The 13,510-nt window shown below is 65.8% G+C and carries 10 protein-coding genes; all 10 read left to right on the top strand.

Annotation, left to right across the window (positions count from 1 at the left end):
* Positions 1 to 5 precede the first annotated feature (5 nt).
* The 10 genes from EJ067_RS05885 to EJ067_RS05840 all read left to right on the top strand — a co-directional run bounded on the left by EJ067_RS05885 (position 6) and on the right by EJ067_RS05840 (position 13,353).
* Positions 6 to 1,394: an ATP-binding protein gene (locus EJ067_RS05885; RefSeq protein ID WP_126085101.1), complete on the top strand. Its 1,389-nt coding sequence runs from the start codon at positions 6 to 8 to the stop codon at positions 1,392 to 1,394.
* Positions 1,395 to 1,558: 164 nt separating this feature from the next.
* A complete protein-coding gene (locus tag EJ067_RS05880; RefSeq protein ID WP_126085100.1) occupies positions 1,559 to 1,996 on the top strand; it encodes a hypothetical protein in 438 nt (145 codons plus the stop codon).
* Between the two features lie 114 nt (positions 1,997 to 2,110).
* On the top strand, positions 2,111 to 3,247 hold the full coding sequence (ccmI, locus tag EJ067_RS05875; RefSeq protein ID WP_126085099.1) for a c-type cytochrome biogenesis protein CcmI: 1,137 nt from the start codon (positions 2,111 to 2,113) through the stop codon (positions 3,245 to 3,247).
* Positions 3,248 to 3,250: 3 nt separating this feature from the next.
* On the top strand, positions 3,251 to 3,694 hold the full coding sequence (gene ccmE, locus EJ067_RS05870; RefSeq protein WP_126085098.1) for a cytochrome c maturation protein CcmE: 444 nt from the start codon (positions 3,251 to 3,253) through the stop codon (positions 3,692 to 3,694).
* Positions 3,694 to 5,679 carry a heme lyase CcmF/NrfE family subunit gene (locus EJ067_RS05865; RefSeq protein ID WP_126085097.1) on the top strand — a complete coding sequence of 662 codons (1,986 nt, stop codon included), beginning with the start codon at positions 3,694 to 3,696 and terminating at the stop codon, positions 5,677 to 5,679. The genes ccmE and EJ067_RS05865 overlap by 1 nt, the downstream gene beginning before the upstream one ends.
* Entirely contained in the window at positions 5,676 to 6,143 is a 468-nt protein-coding gene (locus EJ067_RS05860) for a cytochrome c-type biogenesis protein (RefSeq protein WP_126085096.1), read from the top strand. Before EJ067_RS05865 ends, EJ067_RS05860 begins: the two co-directional genes overlap by 4 nt.
* Positions 6,144 to 6,276: 133 nt before the next feature.
* Positions 6,277 to 7,824, top strand: coding sequence for a Do family serine endopeptidase (locus EJ067_RS05855; RefSeq protein WP_126085095.1), 1,548 nt, complete (start codon positions 6,277 to 6,279; stop codon positions 7,822 to 7,824).
* A 293-nt stretch (positions 7,825 to 8,117) separates the two neighbouring features.
* Entirely contained in the window at positions 8,118 to 8,792 is a 675-nt protein-coding gene (locus tag EJ067_RS05850) for a response regulator transcription factor (protein WP_126085094.1), read from the top strand.
* Positions 8,793 to 8,899: 107 nt separating this feature from the next.
* Positions 8,900 to 10,378, top strand: coding sequence for a HAMP domain-containing sensor histidine kinase (locus tag EJ067_RS05845; RefSeq protein ID WP_126085093.1), 1,479 nt, complete (start codon positions 8,900 to 8,902; stop codon positions 10,376 to 10,378).
* Positions 10,378 to 13,353 carry a bifunctional [glutamine synthetase] adenylyltransferase/[glutamine synthetase]-adenylyl-L-tyrosine phosphorylase gene (locus EJ067_RS05840; RefSeq protein ID WP_189510428.1) on the top strand — a complete coding sequence of 992 codons (2,976 nt, stop codon included), beginning with the start codon at positions 10,378 to 10,380 and terminating at the stop codon, positions 13,351 to 13,353. The genes EJ067_RS05845 and EJ067_RS05840 overlap by 1 nt, the downstream gene beginning before the upstream one ends.
* Positions 13,354 to 13,510: the final 157 nt, after the last annotated feature.

Genomic DNA, 13,510 nt, shown 5'->3' with positions numbered 1-13,510 from the left:
CGACGATGGGAACGTGGCTTTCAAGGCTGCGGCTCTGGCCGCGCTCGCTGACCTTCCGCGTCATCGCTTTTTCGACGGTCTGGGCGATCCTGACGCTCATCGTCATCTTCACCCTCATCACCACGCTCTATCGGCAGGCCAGCGAGCGCGGCTTCGACAGCCTGCTTTCGGCGCATCTGTTCAACCTGATCGGCTCCGTGGGCATTTCCGACAGCGGCGCGCTCACCGGCTCGCCCGACCTTGGCGACCTGCGCTTCTCCGAGCCGAATTCCGGCTGGTACTGGTCCGTCGAGCCGGCATCCGAAGACGTCCACGGCGAAATCCATTCCTCCTCGATGACAACCTCGATCCTGTCGCCAAGCGTCGCCGAGGTGCCCTTCAACGCGAATTTCCAGCGCAGCTACGCGACCGAGGGCATCAAGGGCGAGGAGCTCGAAGTCTTCGAGAGCGAGTTCGTGCTCGATGCCAAGAACCGCGCCGCGCGCTTCCGCGTCATGGGCAACCACAGTGAGCTGGAGCGGGAGATCGGCAGCTTCCAGCGCCGGCTGCTTACCTATCTGTCGCTGTTCGGCGTCGGCATGATCGCCATCAACGCCATCGCCATCCTGCTCGGCCTGCAGCCCTTGCGCCGGGTGCGCAATGCGCTCGCCATGGTGCGCGAGGGCACGGCGCAGCGGCTCGACGGACGCTTCCCCGCCGAGATCGAGCCCTTGGCCAGTGAGACCAACGCGCTGATCGAGAACAACAAGCGCATCGTCGAGCGCTCCCGAACTCAGGTCGGCAACCTCGCCCATTCGCTGAAGACGCCGCTGGCCGTCTTGATCAACGAGGGTCGCGCGCTCGGCGGTGCCAAGGGCCAGCTCATTGCCGAGCAGGCGGCCTCGATGCAGAAGCAGGTGGACCATTATCTGCAGCGCGCCCGCGTCGCCGCCCAGCGCGACAGCGTCGTCTTCCGCACGCCGGTGAAGCCATTGGTCGAGCGCATGGTGCGGGTGCTGCAAAAGCTCAACCCGCGGACGAAGATGACGCTGTCGCCGCCGCCCGCCGAGATCGTCTTTGCCGGCGAGCGCGAGGATCTGGAGGAATTGCTCGGCAATCTGCTCGACAATGCCATGAAATGGGCAAAGAGCGCCGTCGCGGTCTCGGTTGCCGCTGTTGCCGGAAGCGCCAACCTGTTCGAAATCGTTGTAGAGGATGACGGCCCCGGCATCCCTGAGGACAGCGCGCGGGAAGTGTTGAAGCGTGGCAAGAGACTGGACGAGACGAAGCCGGGAACGGGGCTCGGATTGGCCATTGTCGCTGATCTCGTCAACGAGTATGGAGGCGCCTTGGCGCTGGAACGGTCAGGCATGGGCGGCTTGAGGGCGGTGGTGAGATTGCGGAGCCTTCAGTAATGTTTTTTATCGATTTGCGTGCGGCTGGCTGCAGCCAAATTTCCGACAAACATCAACACTATGGGCTTGCCGTCCTCCCGGACGGCGCGGCCCCCAGTTCATTTCGCTCAAGAAGTCCATTTCGCTCAACAAGTCCATTTCGCTCAAGAGAACCGGTTGCTGGCATGAAGATTCGCGTCGCGCTCGTTTCCGCCCTGATGGCCGTTTCGGGCTGCACCACGCTGGGCAGGGGCGGTCCGACCTCGCCGGTCACGCCCGTCGCCACGCCGCCGGCCGCCGGCAAGGTTGGAACCAGCATCGTCGCGGCCATGAATGGCGGGCTCATCGGCGGCTCGATCGGTTCGGGTCTGAGCGATGCCGAGAAGCGCAAGGGTCTTGAGGCCGAGTACAAGGCGCTGGAATATAACGCCAGCGGCCAGAAGGTGACGTGGAAGGGCGACAGCTCGACCCATTATGGCGAGGTCGTTGCCGCCCAGCCTTATCGGGTCGGCTCGCAGGACTGCCGCCAGTACACCCACACCGTCTACACGAGCGGCGCGGGGGTCACGGCGCGTGGCACCGCCTGCCGCAATGCCGACGGCAGCTGGACGCCGCTGACTTAAGTCAGGCAACAGCCGGCATTTGATATCGATCAAGGCCGTGCTTCGCGTCTGCCGTCAAAGCGTCGCAGTATGCTTGTGTTGGCAGGGCAGGGCTCTGCCTTTATTGGAATAGCCATGCTGTTCTGGGTCATAGCCGCAATCCTCACGCTGGGCGCCAGCCTGGCGGTGCTTTTGCCGTTGGCCGGCGGCACGAAAGGTGCGTCGGCGGCCGGCGACCACGACCTCGAAGTCTATCGCGACCAGCTTTCGGAGCTGGATCGCGACATGGCGCGCGGCTTGATCCAGCCGGGCGAGGCCGAGGAGGCCCGCGCCGAGATCGGCCGCCGCATCCTGCGTCTCGGCTCGACTAGCCAGCCCGGCAAGGAAGCGCCGCGCCCCTCGCGCGCCGCAAGGCTGGTCGCCACCGCCGCCGTGCTGGCGGTGCCGCTGGTAAGCTGGGGGCTCTACGGCACACTCGGCTCGCCGGATCTGCCCTCGCAGCCGCTGGCCGAACGGCTCGCCAAGAACCCGGCCGATTCCTCGGTGGATGAACTGGTCGCGCGCGCCGAGGCCCATCTCGCCGCCAATCCTTCGGACGGCAAGGGATGGGACGTGCTGGCGCCTGTCTACCTGCGCCTGCAGCGCTACACCGACGCCGTCACAGCCTATCGCAACGCCATCCGCCTCGACGGCGACAGCGCCGTCCGCCAGGCCGGCCTCGGCGAGGCGATCGCCAACGCCGCCGGCGGCATCGTCACGGCCGATGCTCAAGGCGCCTTCGACGCGGCCTTGAAGCTCGATCCCGCCAATGCCAAGGCAAGCTTCTATCTGGCGATGGGCCTCGCCCAGGAAGGCAGGAAGACCGAAGCCGCGGCTGCCTGGCAGAAGATGCTCGGCCAGCTTTCGCCGAATTCGCCCTGGCGCAGCGCCGTCCAGCAGGCGCTTGCCGAAACGGCCGAGCCGGCGGTCGCGGCCGGCAAGCCGGCGAACGGCCCGGATGCCGGTCAGGTCGAGGCGGCGCAGCAGATGTCGCCGCAGGACCGGCAGGCGATGATCGAAACCATGGTCGCCGGCCTCGACGACAGGCTGAAGCAAAATCCGCGCGACGAGGAAGGATGGATGCGGCTCATTCGTTCCTATGTCGTGCTCGGCAAGGCCGACCAGGCGCGCGACGCGCTCGGCCGAGCTGTTGCCGCCTTCGGCGCCGATAGCGAGCAGGCAAAAAAATTCACCGCCTTTGCCGCCTCCCTCGGCGTGACGGCGACGGAGTAGGACATGACGCGCAAGCAGAAGCGATTGTCGGTGATCGTGGCGGGGCTGGCTTTCCTGGCCGCCGCCACCGGGCTCACCTTCTATGCGCTCGGCCAGAAGGCCTCCTATTTCTACATGCCGGCAGATCTCGCCACCGCAACCGTTGAGCCTGGGCAGCGCATCCGCCTCGGCGGCCTGGTGGAGAAGGGCACGATCGTGCGCGGCGAGGGCGCCACCGTCGCCTTCTCGGTCACCGACAAGCAGAAGTCGGTCAAGGTCACCTATACCGGCATCCTGCCCGACCTCTTCCGTGAGGATCAGGGCGTCATCACCGAGGGAGCGTTCGGCCCGGACGGCGTCTTCGTCGCCGACAGCGTTTTAGCCAAGCATGACGAGCGCTATATGCCGAAGGAGGTCGCCGACGGCCTGAAGGCCAAGGGCGTCTGGCAGGAAAGTGCGAGTCAATAATGGTTGAGACCGGACATTTCGCGTTAGTCCTCGCCTTCGCGCTGTCGCTGGTGCAGATGCTGATGCCGCTGGTCGGCGCCCGCACCGGCAACCGGCGGCTGATGGCGGTCGGCGGTCCGGTCGCGGTCACCGGCTTCGCGCTCACCGCGCTCTCTTTCACCGCGTTGGCGACTGCCTATGCCGGCTCCGACTTCTCGGTGGCGAGCGTGTGGGAGAATTCGCACTCGCTGCAGCCGATGATCTACAAGATCACCGGCACCTGGGGAAACCACGAGGGCTCGATGCTGCTCTGGGTGCTGATCCTGACCTTCTTCGGCGCGCTCGTCGCTGCCTTCGGCTCGAACCTGCCGGCGACGCTCAAGGCCAACGTGCTTGCCGTGCAGGGCATGATCGGCGCCGCCTTCTTCCTGTTCATCCTGGCGACGTCCAATCCCTTCATCCGCCTGAACCCGGCCCCGATCGAGGGCCGCGACCTCAACCCGATCCTGCAGGACCTCGGCCTCGCCATCCATCCGCCGCTGCTCTATCTCGGCTATGTCGGTTTCTCGATCTGCTTCTCCTTCTCGGTCGCGGCACTCATCGAAGGCCGCATCGACGCCTCCTGGGCGCGCTGGGTGCGGCCCTGGACCCTGGTCGCCTGGATGTTCTTGACGGGCGGCATCGCCATGGGCTCCTACTGGGCCTATTACGAGCTCGGCTGGGGCGGCTTCTGGTTCTGGGATCCGGTCGAGAACGCCTCCTTCATGCCCTGGCTCGCAGGCACCGCGCTGCTTCATTCGGCGATCGTCATGGAGAAGCGCTCGGCACTGAAGATCTGGACGCTGCTGCTTGCGATCCTCACCTTCTCGCTGTCGCTGCTCGGCACCTTCCTGGTGCGCTCCGGCGTGCTCACCTCGGTTCATGCCTTCGCCACCGACCCCGCGCGCGGCGTCTTCATCCTCTGCATCCTGACGCTGTTCATCGGCGGCTCGCTGGCGCTGTTCGCGCTGCGCGCGTCCACGCTGACGGCCGGCGGTCTGTTCCACCCGATCTCGCGCGAGGGCGCGCTGGTCCTCAACAACCTCTTCCTGACTACCGCCACCGCGACGGTGCTCGTCGGCACGCTCTATCCGCTGGCGCTCGAAGCGCTCACAGGCGGCAAGATCTCGGTCGGCGCGCCGTTCTTCGACCTGACCTTCGGTCCGCTGATGCTGCCGTTGCTGGCCATCGTGCCGTTCGGGCCGCTGCTGGCCTGGAAGCGCGGGGATGTCGTCGCCGCTTCCCAGCGCCTGATGGCTGCCTTCGCATTGGCGCTTGCCGCGGTGCTGGTCACCGGCCTGTTCATCGATGGCGCCTCTGTCTTCGCCGCGCTTGGCGTCGGCCTCGCCGTATGGCTGGTCGCCGGCGCGCTCACCGACCTCGCCGTCAAGTCGGGGATCGGCTCGGTGGCGCCGACGGTCATGCTGCGGCGCTTTGTCGGCCTGCCGCGCTCGGTCTTCGGCACCGCGCTTGCGCATCTTGGTCTTGGGCTCACCTTGCTCGGCATCGTCGGCACGCTGTCCTTCGGCACCGAGAAGATCCTCGCCATGCGCCCCGACGAGACGGTGGAACTCTCCGGTCATACACTGCGCTTCGAAGGGCTCTCCCCGCGGAAAGGCCCGAACTTCACCGAGGATCGCGGCCGCTTTCAGTTGATTGGCTCTGACGGCAATGCCGATGGCGAAATCACCTCCGCCAAGCGTTTTTATCCAGTGCGGCAGACGGTGACGACCGAGTCCGGCATCAGGACGCTGGGCTTGAGCCAGCTCTATCTGTCGCTCGGTGACGAGGGCAATGACGGTTCCGTCGTCGTGCGTCTGTGGTGGAAGCCGCTGGTGACGCTGATCTGGGGCGGCGGGCTGGTGATGATGGCGGGCGCCGCCATGTCGCTGTTCGACCGCCGCCTGCGAGTCGGCGCGCCGGCAAGCCGCCGTAAGCCTGCAGCCGTAATCGCGAGCCCGACATGAAGGCCAGGTTTTCGCTCGCCTCGCTGATCCTGCTGCTGGCTCTGCTCTTTGCCGGTACGGCCCAGGCGGTGAAGCCTGACGAGGTGCTGGCCGATCCGGCGCTGGAGGCCCGCGCCCGCGCGCTCTCCGAAGGCCTGCGCTGCATGGTCTGCCAGAACCAGTCGATCGACGAATCCGACGCCGACCTGGCGCGTGACCTGCGCATCCTCGTGCGCCAGCGCCTCGTCGCCGGCGACACCGACCAGCAGGTGATGGACTATATCGTCTCGCGCTATGGCGAGTTCGTGCTGTTGAAGCCGCGCTTCAGCCTGCGCAACGCGCTGTTGTGGGGCACGCCGGCGCTTCTGCTTCTGGCTGGCGGCATCTTCATCGTGCTGAGCGCCCGTTCGCGCCGGCCGGCGCCGGACAGCACCCTCAGCGCCGAGGAACAGGCGGCGCTGGACAAGATGCTGCATCGGGACTGAGCCGCCGTCCGGCCGCCGGCACATTACAAAACTTTCATGTACCGGAAATGGCGCCGTAATGTGCGGCTGTCTAATCCTCTTGCCCGAGGATGCTTCGCCCGAGCGCATCCCTTCGAAAGAGGAAACGAAATCCATGAATATTGCCCCCAATTCATATTCCCGCACCCGCAAGCGCCTGATGGCGGCCGTCGCTTCCCTGGCGGTCGTTGGTACCGTCGGCGCGGGCATGCTCGCAACCGGCACCGCCCCTGTGCTGGCCGATGCCGTGCGCGTCGAGGCCCCGCAGGTCCCGAGCTTCGCCGATGTCGTCGAGCGCGTCTCGCCGGCGGTCGTCAGCGTCAAGGTCAAGGCCAAGATCCAGCCGACGGCCGACGACGGCTCCGATGACCAGGACGGCTTCGACAACCTGCCCGACAATCCGCAACTGCGCCGCTTCTTCAAGGAGTTCCGCGGCTTCGGCGATCAGGGTGGCCAGCAGTTCGGCATGCGGCCCTTCGGTCATCGCAACCACGGCAATGGCGAGCCGCGCCCGGTTGCCCAAGGCTCGGGCTTCTTCATTTCCGAAGACGGCTACCTCGTCACCAACAACCACGTCGTCTCGGAAGGCTCGGACTTCACCGTCGTCACCAATGACGGCAAGGAGCTCGACGCCAAGCTGATCGGCGCCGATCCGCGTACCGACCTCGCCGTGCTGAAGGTCGACGGCGGCGGCAAGTTCACCTATGTCGACTTCGCCGACGACTCCAAGATCCGCATCGGCGACTGGGTGGTGGCCGTCGGCAACCCGTTCGGCCTCGGCGGCACCGTCACCGCGGGCATCGTCTCGGCCCGCGGCCGCGACATCGGCGCCGGACCCTATGACGACTTCATCCAGATCGACGCCTCGGTCAATCGCGGCAATTCCGGCGGTCCGACCTTCAACCTCAACGGCCAGGTGATCGGCATCAACACCGCCATCTTCTCGCCCTCGGGCGGCAGCGTCGGCATCGCCTTCGACATTCCGGCCTCGACCGCCAAGCAGGTCGTCGAAGACCTGATGAAGAACGGCTCCGTCCAACGCGGCTGGCTCGGCGTCGAGATCCAGCCGGTCACTTCCGACATCGCCGAGTCGCTCGGCCTGAAGTCGGACAAGGGCGCGCTGGTTTCGAGCGCCCAGGATGCCGGCCCCGGCAAGAAGGCGGGCATCACGGCCGGCGATGTCATCACCCAGGTTGACGGCAAGGATGTCGCCTCGCCGAAGGAACTCGCCCGCGTGATCGGCGCCTATCAGCCCGGCAAGTCGGTCGATGTCACCGTCTGGCGCAACGGCAGGAACGAGACGGTCAAGGTCGATCTCGGCACGCTGCCTTCGAGCGACAAGCAGGCCTCGAACGACGACAAAAACAAGCAGGCGGCCCCGGCCAAGGCCGATACGCTTGCCGATCTCGGCCTCACCGTCACCAAGTCGGAGAACAGCAAGGGCCTGGTTGTCACCGATGTCGACCCGGACAGCGATGCGGCCGACCGCGGCATCCAGCCCGGCGATGTCATCACCTCGATCAACTCGAACGAGGTGAACACCACCGACGACGTCTCCAAGGCAATGACGGACGCCGCCAAGTCGGGCCGCAAGGCCGTGCTGATGCAGATCACGCGCGACGACGCGAACCGCTTCGTCGCGCTGCCGGTCGGCAAGGGCTGATCCGATAGAGCGGTTTCACGGAAACGCAGAACCGCTCTATCGCCTTGTTCTACGCAATTCCGGACCGAAAACCGCTTCACGCTTTTCCTGGAATTGCTCTGGCGACTTTTCCTAGCGGCGGTTTCAACACCCCCGATCCGCCGTCGGGAAAACATGGGGCCGAGCACGTCAGTCAGTCACCGTGTTTCGCTCCTGGCGGCAGCGGGTTTCCCATCACCCGCTGCCGCTTTAACTGAAAGACCAAGGCAATGGCTGCTCCTCAATCTTCCGATGAAATCGCGTATAAAGGTTCCATGAAGATTCTCGTCATGGAAGACGATCGCGAGGCAGCAGATTACCTTAAGAAGGCTTTCGCCGAGGCGGGCCACACCGCCCATGTCGCGGGCGACGGCGAGACCGGCTTCGCGCTGGCCGACGCCGGCGACTATGACGTGATGGTGGTCGATCGCATGATGCCGCGCCGCGACGGCCTGTCGGTGATCGCAGCGCTCCGCTCGCGCGGCAACACCACCCCGGTGCTGATCCTGTCGGCGCTGGGCGAGGTCGACGACCGCGTCACCGGCTTGCGCGCCGGCGGTGACGATTACCTGACCAAGCCTTACGCTTTTTCCGAACTGCTCGCCCGCGTCGAAGTGCTCAACCGCCGCGCCGGCGCCCGCGAGGCCGAGACCGTCTACCGTGTCGGCGATCTCGAGCTCGACCGACTTTCCCATTCGGTCAAGCGCGCCGGCCGCGAGATCACGCTGCAGCCGCGCGAGTTCCGCCTGCTCGAATATCTGATGCGCCATGCCGGCCAGGTGGTGACGCGCACCATGCTGCTGGAAAATGTCTGGGATTATCATTTCGATCCGCAGACCAACGTCATCGACGTTCACGTTTCGCGCCTGCGCGGCAAGATCGAGAAGGGCTTCGACAAGCCGATCCTGCACACGATCCGCGGCGCCGGCTACATGCTGAAAGGCGGCTAGAGCATGATCCCTGAAAGTGGGAACCGGTTTTCGGTGAAGGTCATGCTACAACAAGGAGTTAGATCAGAATGACGATTCAACCGATCGTCATTCTGATCTAGCGGCAAATGGCCCTTTCCCTGCCGGCCATCATGAGGACGACGGCAGCCCGGCTTTCGGCGCTTTATCTCCTGCTTTTCGCGCTTTGCGCAGTGCTGCTGGTCTTCTACATGACCTCGCTGTCGGCGCGCATGCTCACCGCGCAGACGCAGGAGACCATCAACGACGAGGTGCTGGGCCTCGCCCAGGCCTACCAGCGCGGCGGTCTGCCGGTGCTGGTGCGCGTGGTGGAAAACCGCTCTCGCCAGCCCGGCGCCAACCTTTATCTGATTGCCGACACCAACGGCCAGATCCTGACCGGCAACGTGCAGAGCCTGGCGCCGGGGGTCATCGAGACTGAGGGCTGGACCACCGAGCCCTTTTCCTACCAGCGCTTCGGCGAAGGCGAGCTCGATCGCCTGCGCAGCGGGACCACGGACCAGGGCACGACACCCCAGTCCGGCGACAGTAGCGCGCAGCCGGAAGGCGAGAAGGGCCACAATGCGATTGCGCTGGTGCTACGGCTGCCCAACCAGATGATCATGCTGGTCGGCCGTGACCTCGGCGAACCCGAACGCTTCCGCGCCGTCATCAAGCGGTCGCTGATGCTGGCGCTGGGCATGATGGGCCTTGGCGGGCTCCTGATCTGGTTCTTTGTCGGGCGCGCCGCGCTGAAGCGCATCGACAGCGTCTCCGACGCCAGCCGGCGCATCATGGGGGGTGACCTTAGCGGGCGGCTGCCGGTGACAGGCGCCGGCGACGAATTCGACCGCCTGTCGGAAAACCTCAACACGATGCTTGCCCGCATCGCCACGCTGAACGAGGGGCTGAAGCAGGTCTCCGACAACATCGCCCACGACCTGAAGACGCCGCTCACCAGGCTGCGCAACCGCGCCGAGGCGACACTCGCCGGCAAGCACAAGACGACCGACTACCGCCAGGCGCTGGAGGGAACGATCGCCGAGTCCGACCAGCTCATCAAGACCTTCAACGCCATCCTGATGATCTCGCGGCTGGAGGCCGGCTATTCCTCCGAGACGACCAGTCCGGTCGACCTCGCCGCCACGGTGAGCGATGTCGTCGAGCTCTACGAGCCGGTTGCGGAGGAAGCGGGCGTTGCGTTGGAAGCGACGGTGGCGGAAGCCGTCACCATCAACGGCAACCGCGAGCTGATCGGCCAGGCGCTGTCCAACATCGTCGACAACGCGATCAAATACTCGACCGGCGCCGCCGAGAGCCCGAAAGTGCTGGTCTCGCTGGCGCGCGCCGGCGGCGAGGTCAAGCTCACCGTCACCGACAATGGCCATGGCATTCCCGACGATACCGACCGCGCCAGGGCCACCGAGCGCTTCGTGCGGCTGGAAAAGAGCCGCTCGCAGCCGGGTTCGGGCCTTGGCCTCAGCCTCGCCAAGGCGATCATGACTTTCCACAATGGCAGGCTTGATCTTGTGCCCGCCAATCCCGGATTGTCCGTGGTCATGAGCTTCCCGACGCGGGAGACACATTGATGGCGACGAGGATGGCAAAGAAAAAGATCGAGACCGGATGGCAGCTCCGCCCGACGCTGGCGCTTGGCCCGCTGGATGGCGACCATGCCCGGCGGGAATTGTCCGAGATCGCGGACGCCGCCGAGGAAGACGGCCTTACCCGCCTGGCGACGTTCCTTGCCGGCGAGGGGCCGCTGCAGGACCTGCTCGCCGCCATTTTCGACCTGTCGCCGTTCCTTCGCGATACGGCGCGCCGCCGTCCGGCCATTCTCGACACGCTGTTCGACCAGACGATCGAAGCGCGGCTCAACGAGATCGGCAAGGCGATCGATCGCGCGGCGCGGGCCGAGACTGTTTCGCAAACGAGCCTGATGATGGAACTCCGGCAATGGAAGGCCGAAGCGCATTTCCTGATCGCGCTCGCCGACCTTTCCGGCGAGGCCGAGGCCGCGCTGACGGTGCGCCGCCTGAGCGTCCTCGCGGATGCCGCGACGCGCGCCGCGGTCGATTTCCTGCTGCTCGACGCGCATGGGCAGGGCAAGCTCAAGCTGCCCGATCCAAAGGACCCGGCGCGGGGCTCGGGCTGGATCCTGCTCGGCATGGGCAAGCTCGGCGCGCATGAGCTGAATTTCTCCTCCGATATCGATCTCGTCGTGTTCTTCGATCCGGAGGCGCCGGCCGTGATCGATCCGCTCGACGCGACTGAACTGTTCTCACGCCTTACCCGCCGCCTCGTGCGCATCCTGCAGGACCGCACCGAGCACGGTTATGTCTTCCGCACCGATCTCAGGCTCCGTCCCGATCCCGGCTCGACGCCGCTGGCGATTCCGGTCGAGGCGGCGCTGCGCTATTACGAGGCGCGAGGCCAGAACTGGGAGCGCGCCGCCATGATCAAGGCGCGGCCGGTGGCGGGCGACCTTGCGGCGGGCGCCGCCTTCCTCAAAGAATTGCAGCCCTATGTCTGGCGCAAGTACATGGACTATGCCGCGATCGCCGACGTCCATTCGATCAAGCGCCAGATCCATGCCCACAAGGGCCATGGCGAGATCGCGGTCAAGGGCCACAACGTCAAGCTCGGCCGCGGCGGCATCCGCGAGATCGAGTTCTTCGTCCAGACGCAGCAGCTGATTGCCGGCGGCCGCTTTCCGGAGCTGCGCGGCCGCGAGACGGTGCCGATGCTGGGCGCGCTCGCCGCGCGCGGCTGGATCACGGCGGACGCGCGCGATGCGCTGACCCGGCAATACTGGTTCCTGCGCCGTGTCGAGCACGCCATCCAGATGGTGGCCGACGAGCAGACGCATATCCTGCCGGAAGAGGACGAGGAGCTGGAGCGCATCGCGCTGATGCTGGGCTTTGCTGGCGAGGCGGCGTTCGCGGAAGCCTTCCGCACCTCGCTGCACCAGGTCGAACGCCATTATGCGGCGCTGTTCGAAACGGCGCCCGAACTGTCGGCCGGCGTCGGCAACCTGGTCTTCACCGGCGACGTCGACGATCCCGATACGCTGCAGACCTTGCATCGCCTCGGCTTCCAGCGGCCGAGCGACATCTGCCGCGTCATCCGCGGCTGGCATTTCGGCCGTTACCGCGTCACCCAGTCCGCGGAAGCGCGCGAGCGACTGACGGAACTGACGCCGGCGCTGCTGCAAGCCTTCGGCCAGACGCGCCGCGCCGACGAGGCGCTGATCCGCTTCGACGAGTTCCTCGCCGGTCTGCCTGCCGGTATCCAGCTCTTCTCGCTGCTCCAGTCGAATCCGGCGCTGCTCAAGCTCATGGCGACGATCATGGGCGCCGCCCCGCGACTCGCCGCCATCATCACGCGCCGGCCGCATGTCTTCGATGGCCTGCTCGACCCGGCGCTGCTGACCGAGCTGCCGGACCGCGCCTATCTTTCGGCCAGGCTTGCCGCCTTTATCGAGGGCGACCGCGCCTATGAGGACGTGCTCGACCGTCTGCGCATCTTGGCCTCCGAGCAGAAGTTCCTGATCGGCATGCGCCTGCTTGCCGGCTCGATCGATCCCGTGCGGGCAGGGCGCGCCTTCTCCGACCTCGCCGATCTCACCATCGAGGCGGCGCTTCAAGCGGTCATTGCCGAGTTCGCGCTGCGCCATGGCAGGATCGCAGGCGGCAGGGTGGCGCTGCTCGGCATGGGCAAGCTCGGCAGCCGCGAGCTCACCGCCGGATCCGACGTCGACCTAATCCTGCTCTACGACCACGACGCGGATGCGGAGGAATCAGACGGCGAGAAACCGCTGGCACCCTCGCATTACTACACCCGCATGACCCAACGGCTGATCGCCGCCGTCGCCGCGCCGACGGCCGAGGGCGTGCTCTACGAGCTCGATCTGCGCCTGCGTCCTTCCGGCAACAAGGGGCCCGTCGCCACGCATGTCGACGCCTTCAAGAAGTACCAGCGCCAGGATGCCTGGACCTGGGAGCACATGGCGCTGGCCAGAGCACGCGCCATCGGCGGCGATGCCGAATTCTGCGCCGAAGTCGAAAGTGATGTCGCTGCGGTGCTCGCCCAGCCGCGCGACGGCGCCAAGGTGAAGGCGGAAGCCTCCGAGATGCGCGCGCTGATCGAGAAGGAAAAGGCGCCGCGCGACCTCTGGGACATCAAGCTGATCCCGGGCGGCCTAATCGACCTTGAATTCATCGCCCAGGTCGCGGTCATCACCGGCGCTGTCGAACCTGGTCGGCGGGTGACGGCGACCGCGGACGTGTTGGCGCGGCTTGCGCCGCGATTCGCTGCAGCCGATGTCAGGCAGGAGCTTTGCGAGGCTTGGCGGCTCTATCTGGCGCTGACCCAGATGATCAGGCTCTGCCTTACCGGCGAGTTCCAGCGCGACGATGTCCCGCCGGGGCTTTCGGATCTGCTTCTGGCGGTCACCGACCTGCCGGTTTTCGGCGTGCTGGAAGCGCATCTCAAGGAGACGTCCCGGAAGGTCCGCAAGGATTTCGACTTTCTGCTTCGCGCGGACGCGGCCTCGCGCGGCTAGAGCAATTCCAGGAAAAGTGTGTAACGGTTTTCCGTTCGGAATTGCGTAAAAACAAATACTTGGAGCGGTTCGGCGATTCTATGAATCGCTGAAACGCTCTAGATTGCGTCTCACTCCCTCGCGCCCCCTGTCTCGCCGACGTTTCGCAATTTCGGGC

Origin of the sequence: Mesorhizobium sp. M1D.F.Ca.ET.043.01.1.1 (assembly GCF_003952385.1) — a bacterium.
Lineage (GTDB): Bacteria > Pseudomonadota > Alphaproteobacteria > Rhizobiales > Rhizobiaceae > Mesorhizobium.
This window is presented reverse-complemented; position numbering and strand designations above follow the sequence as displayed.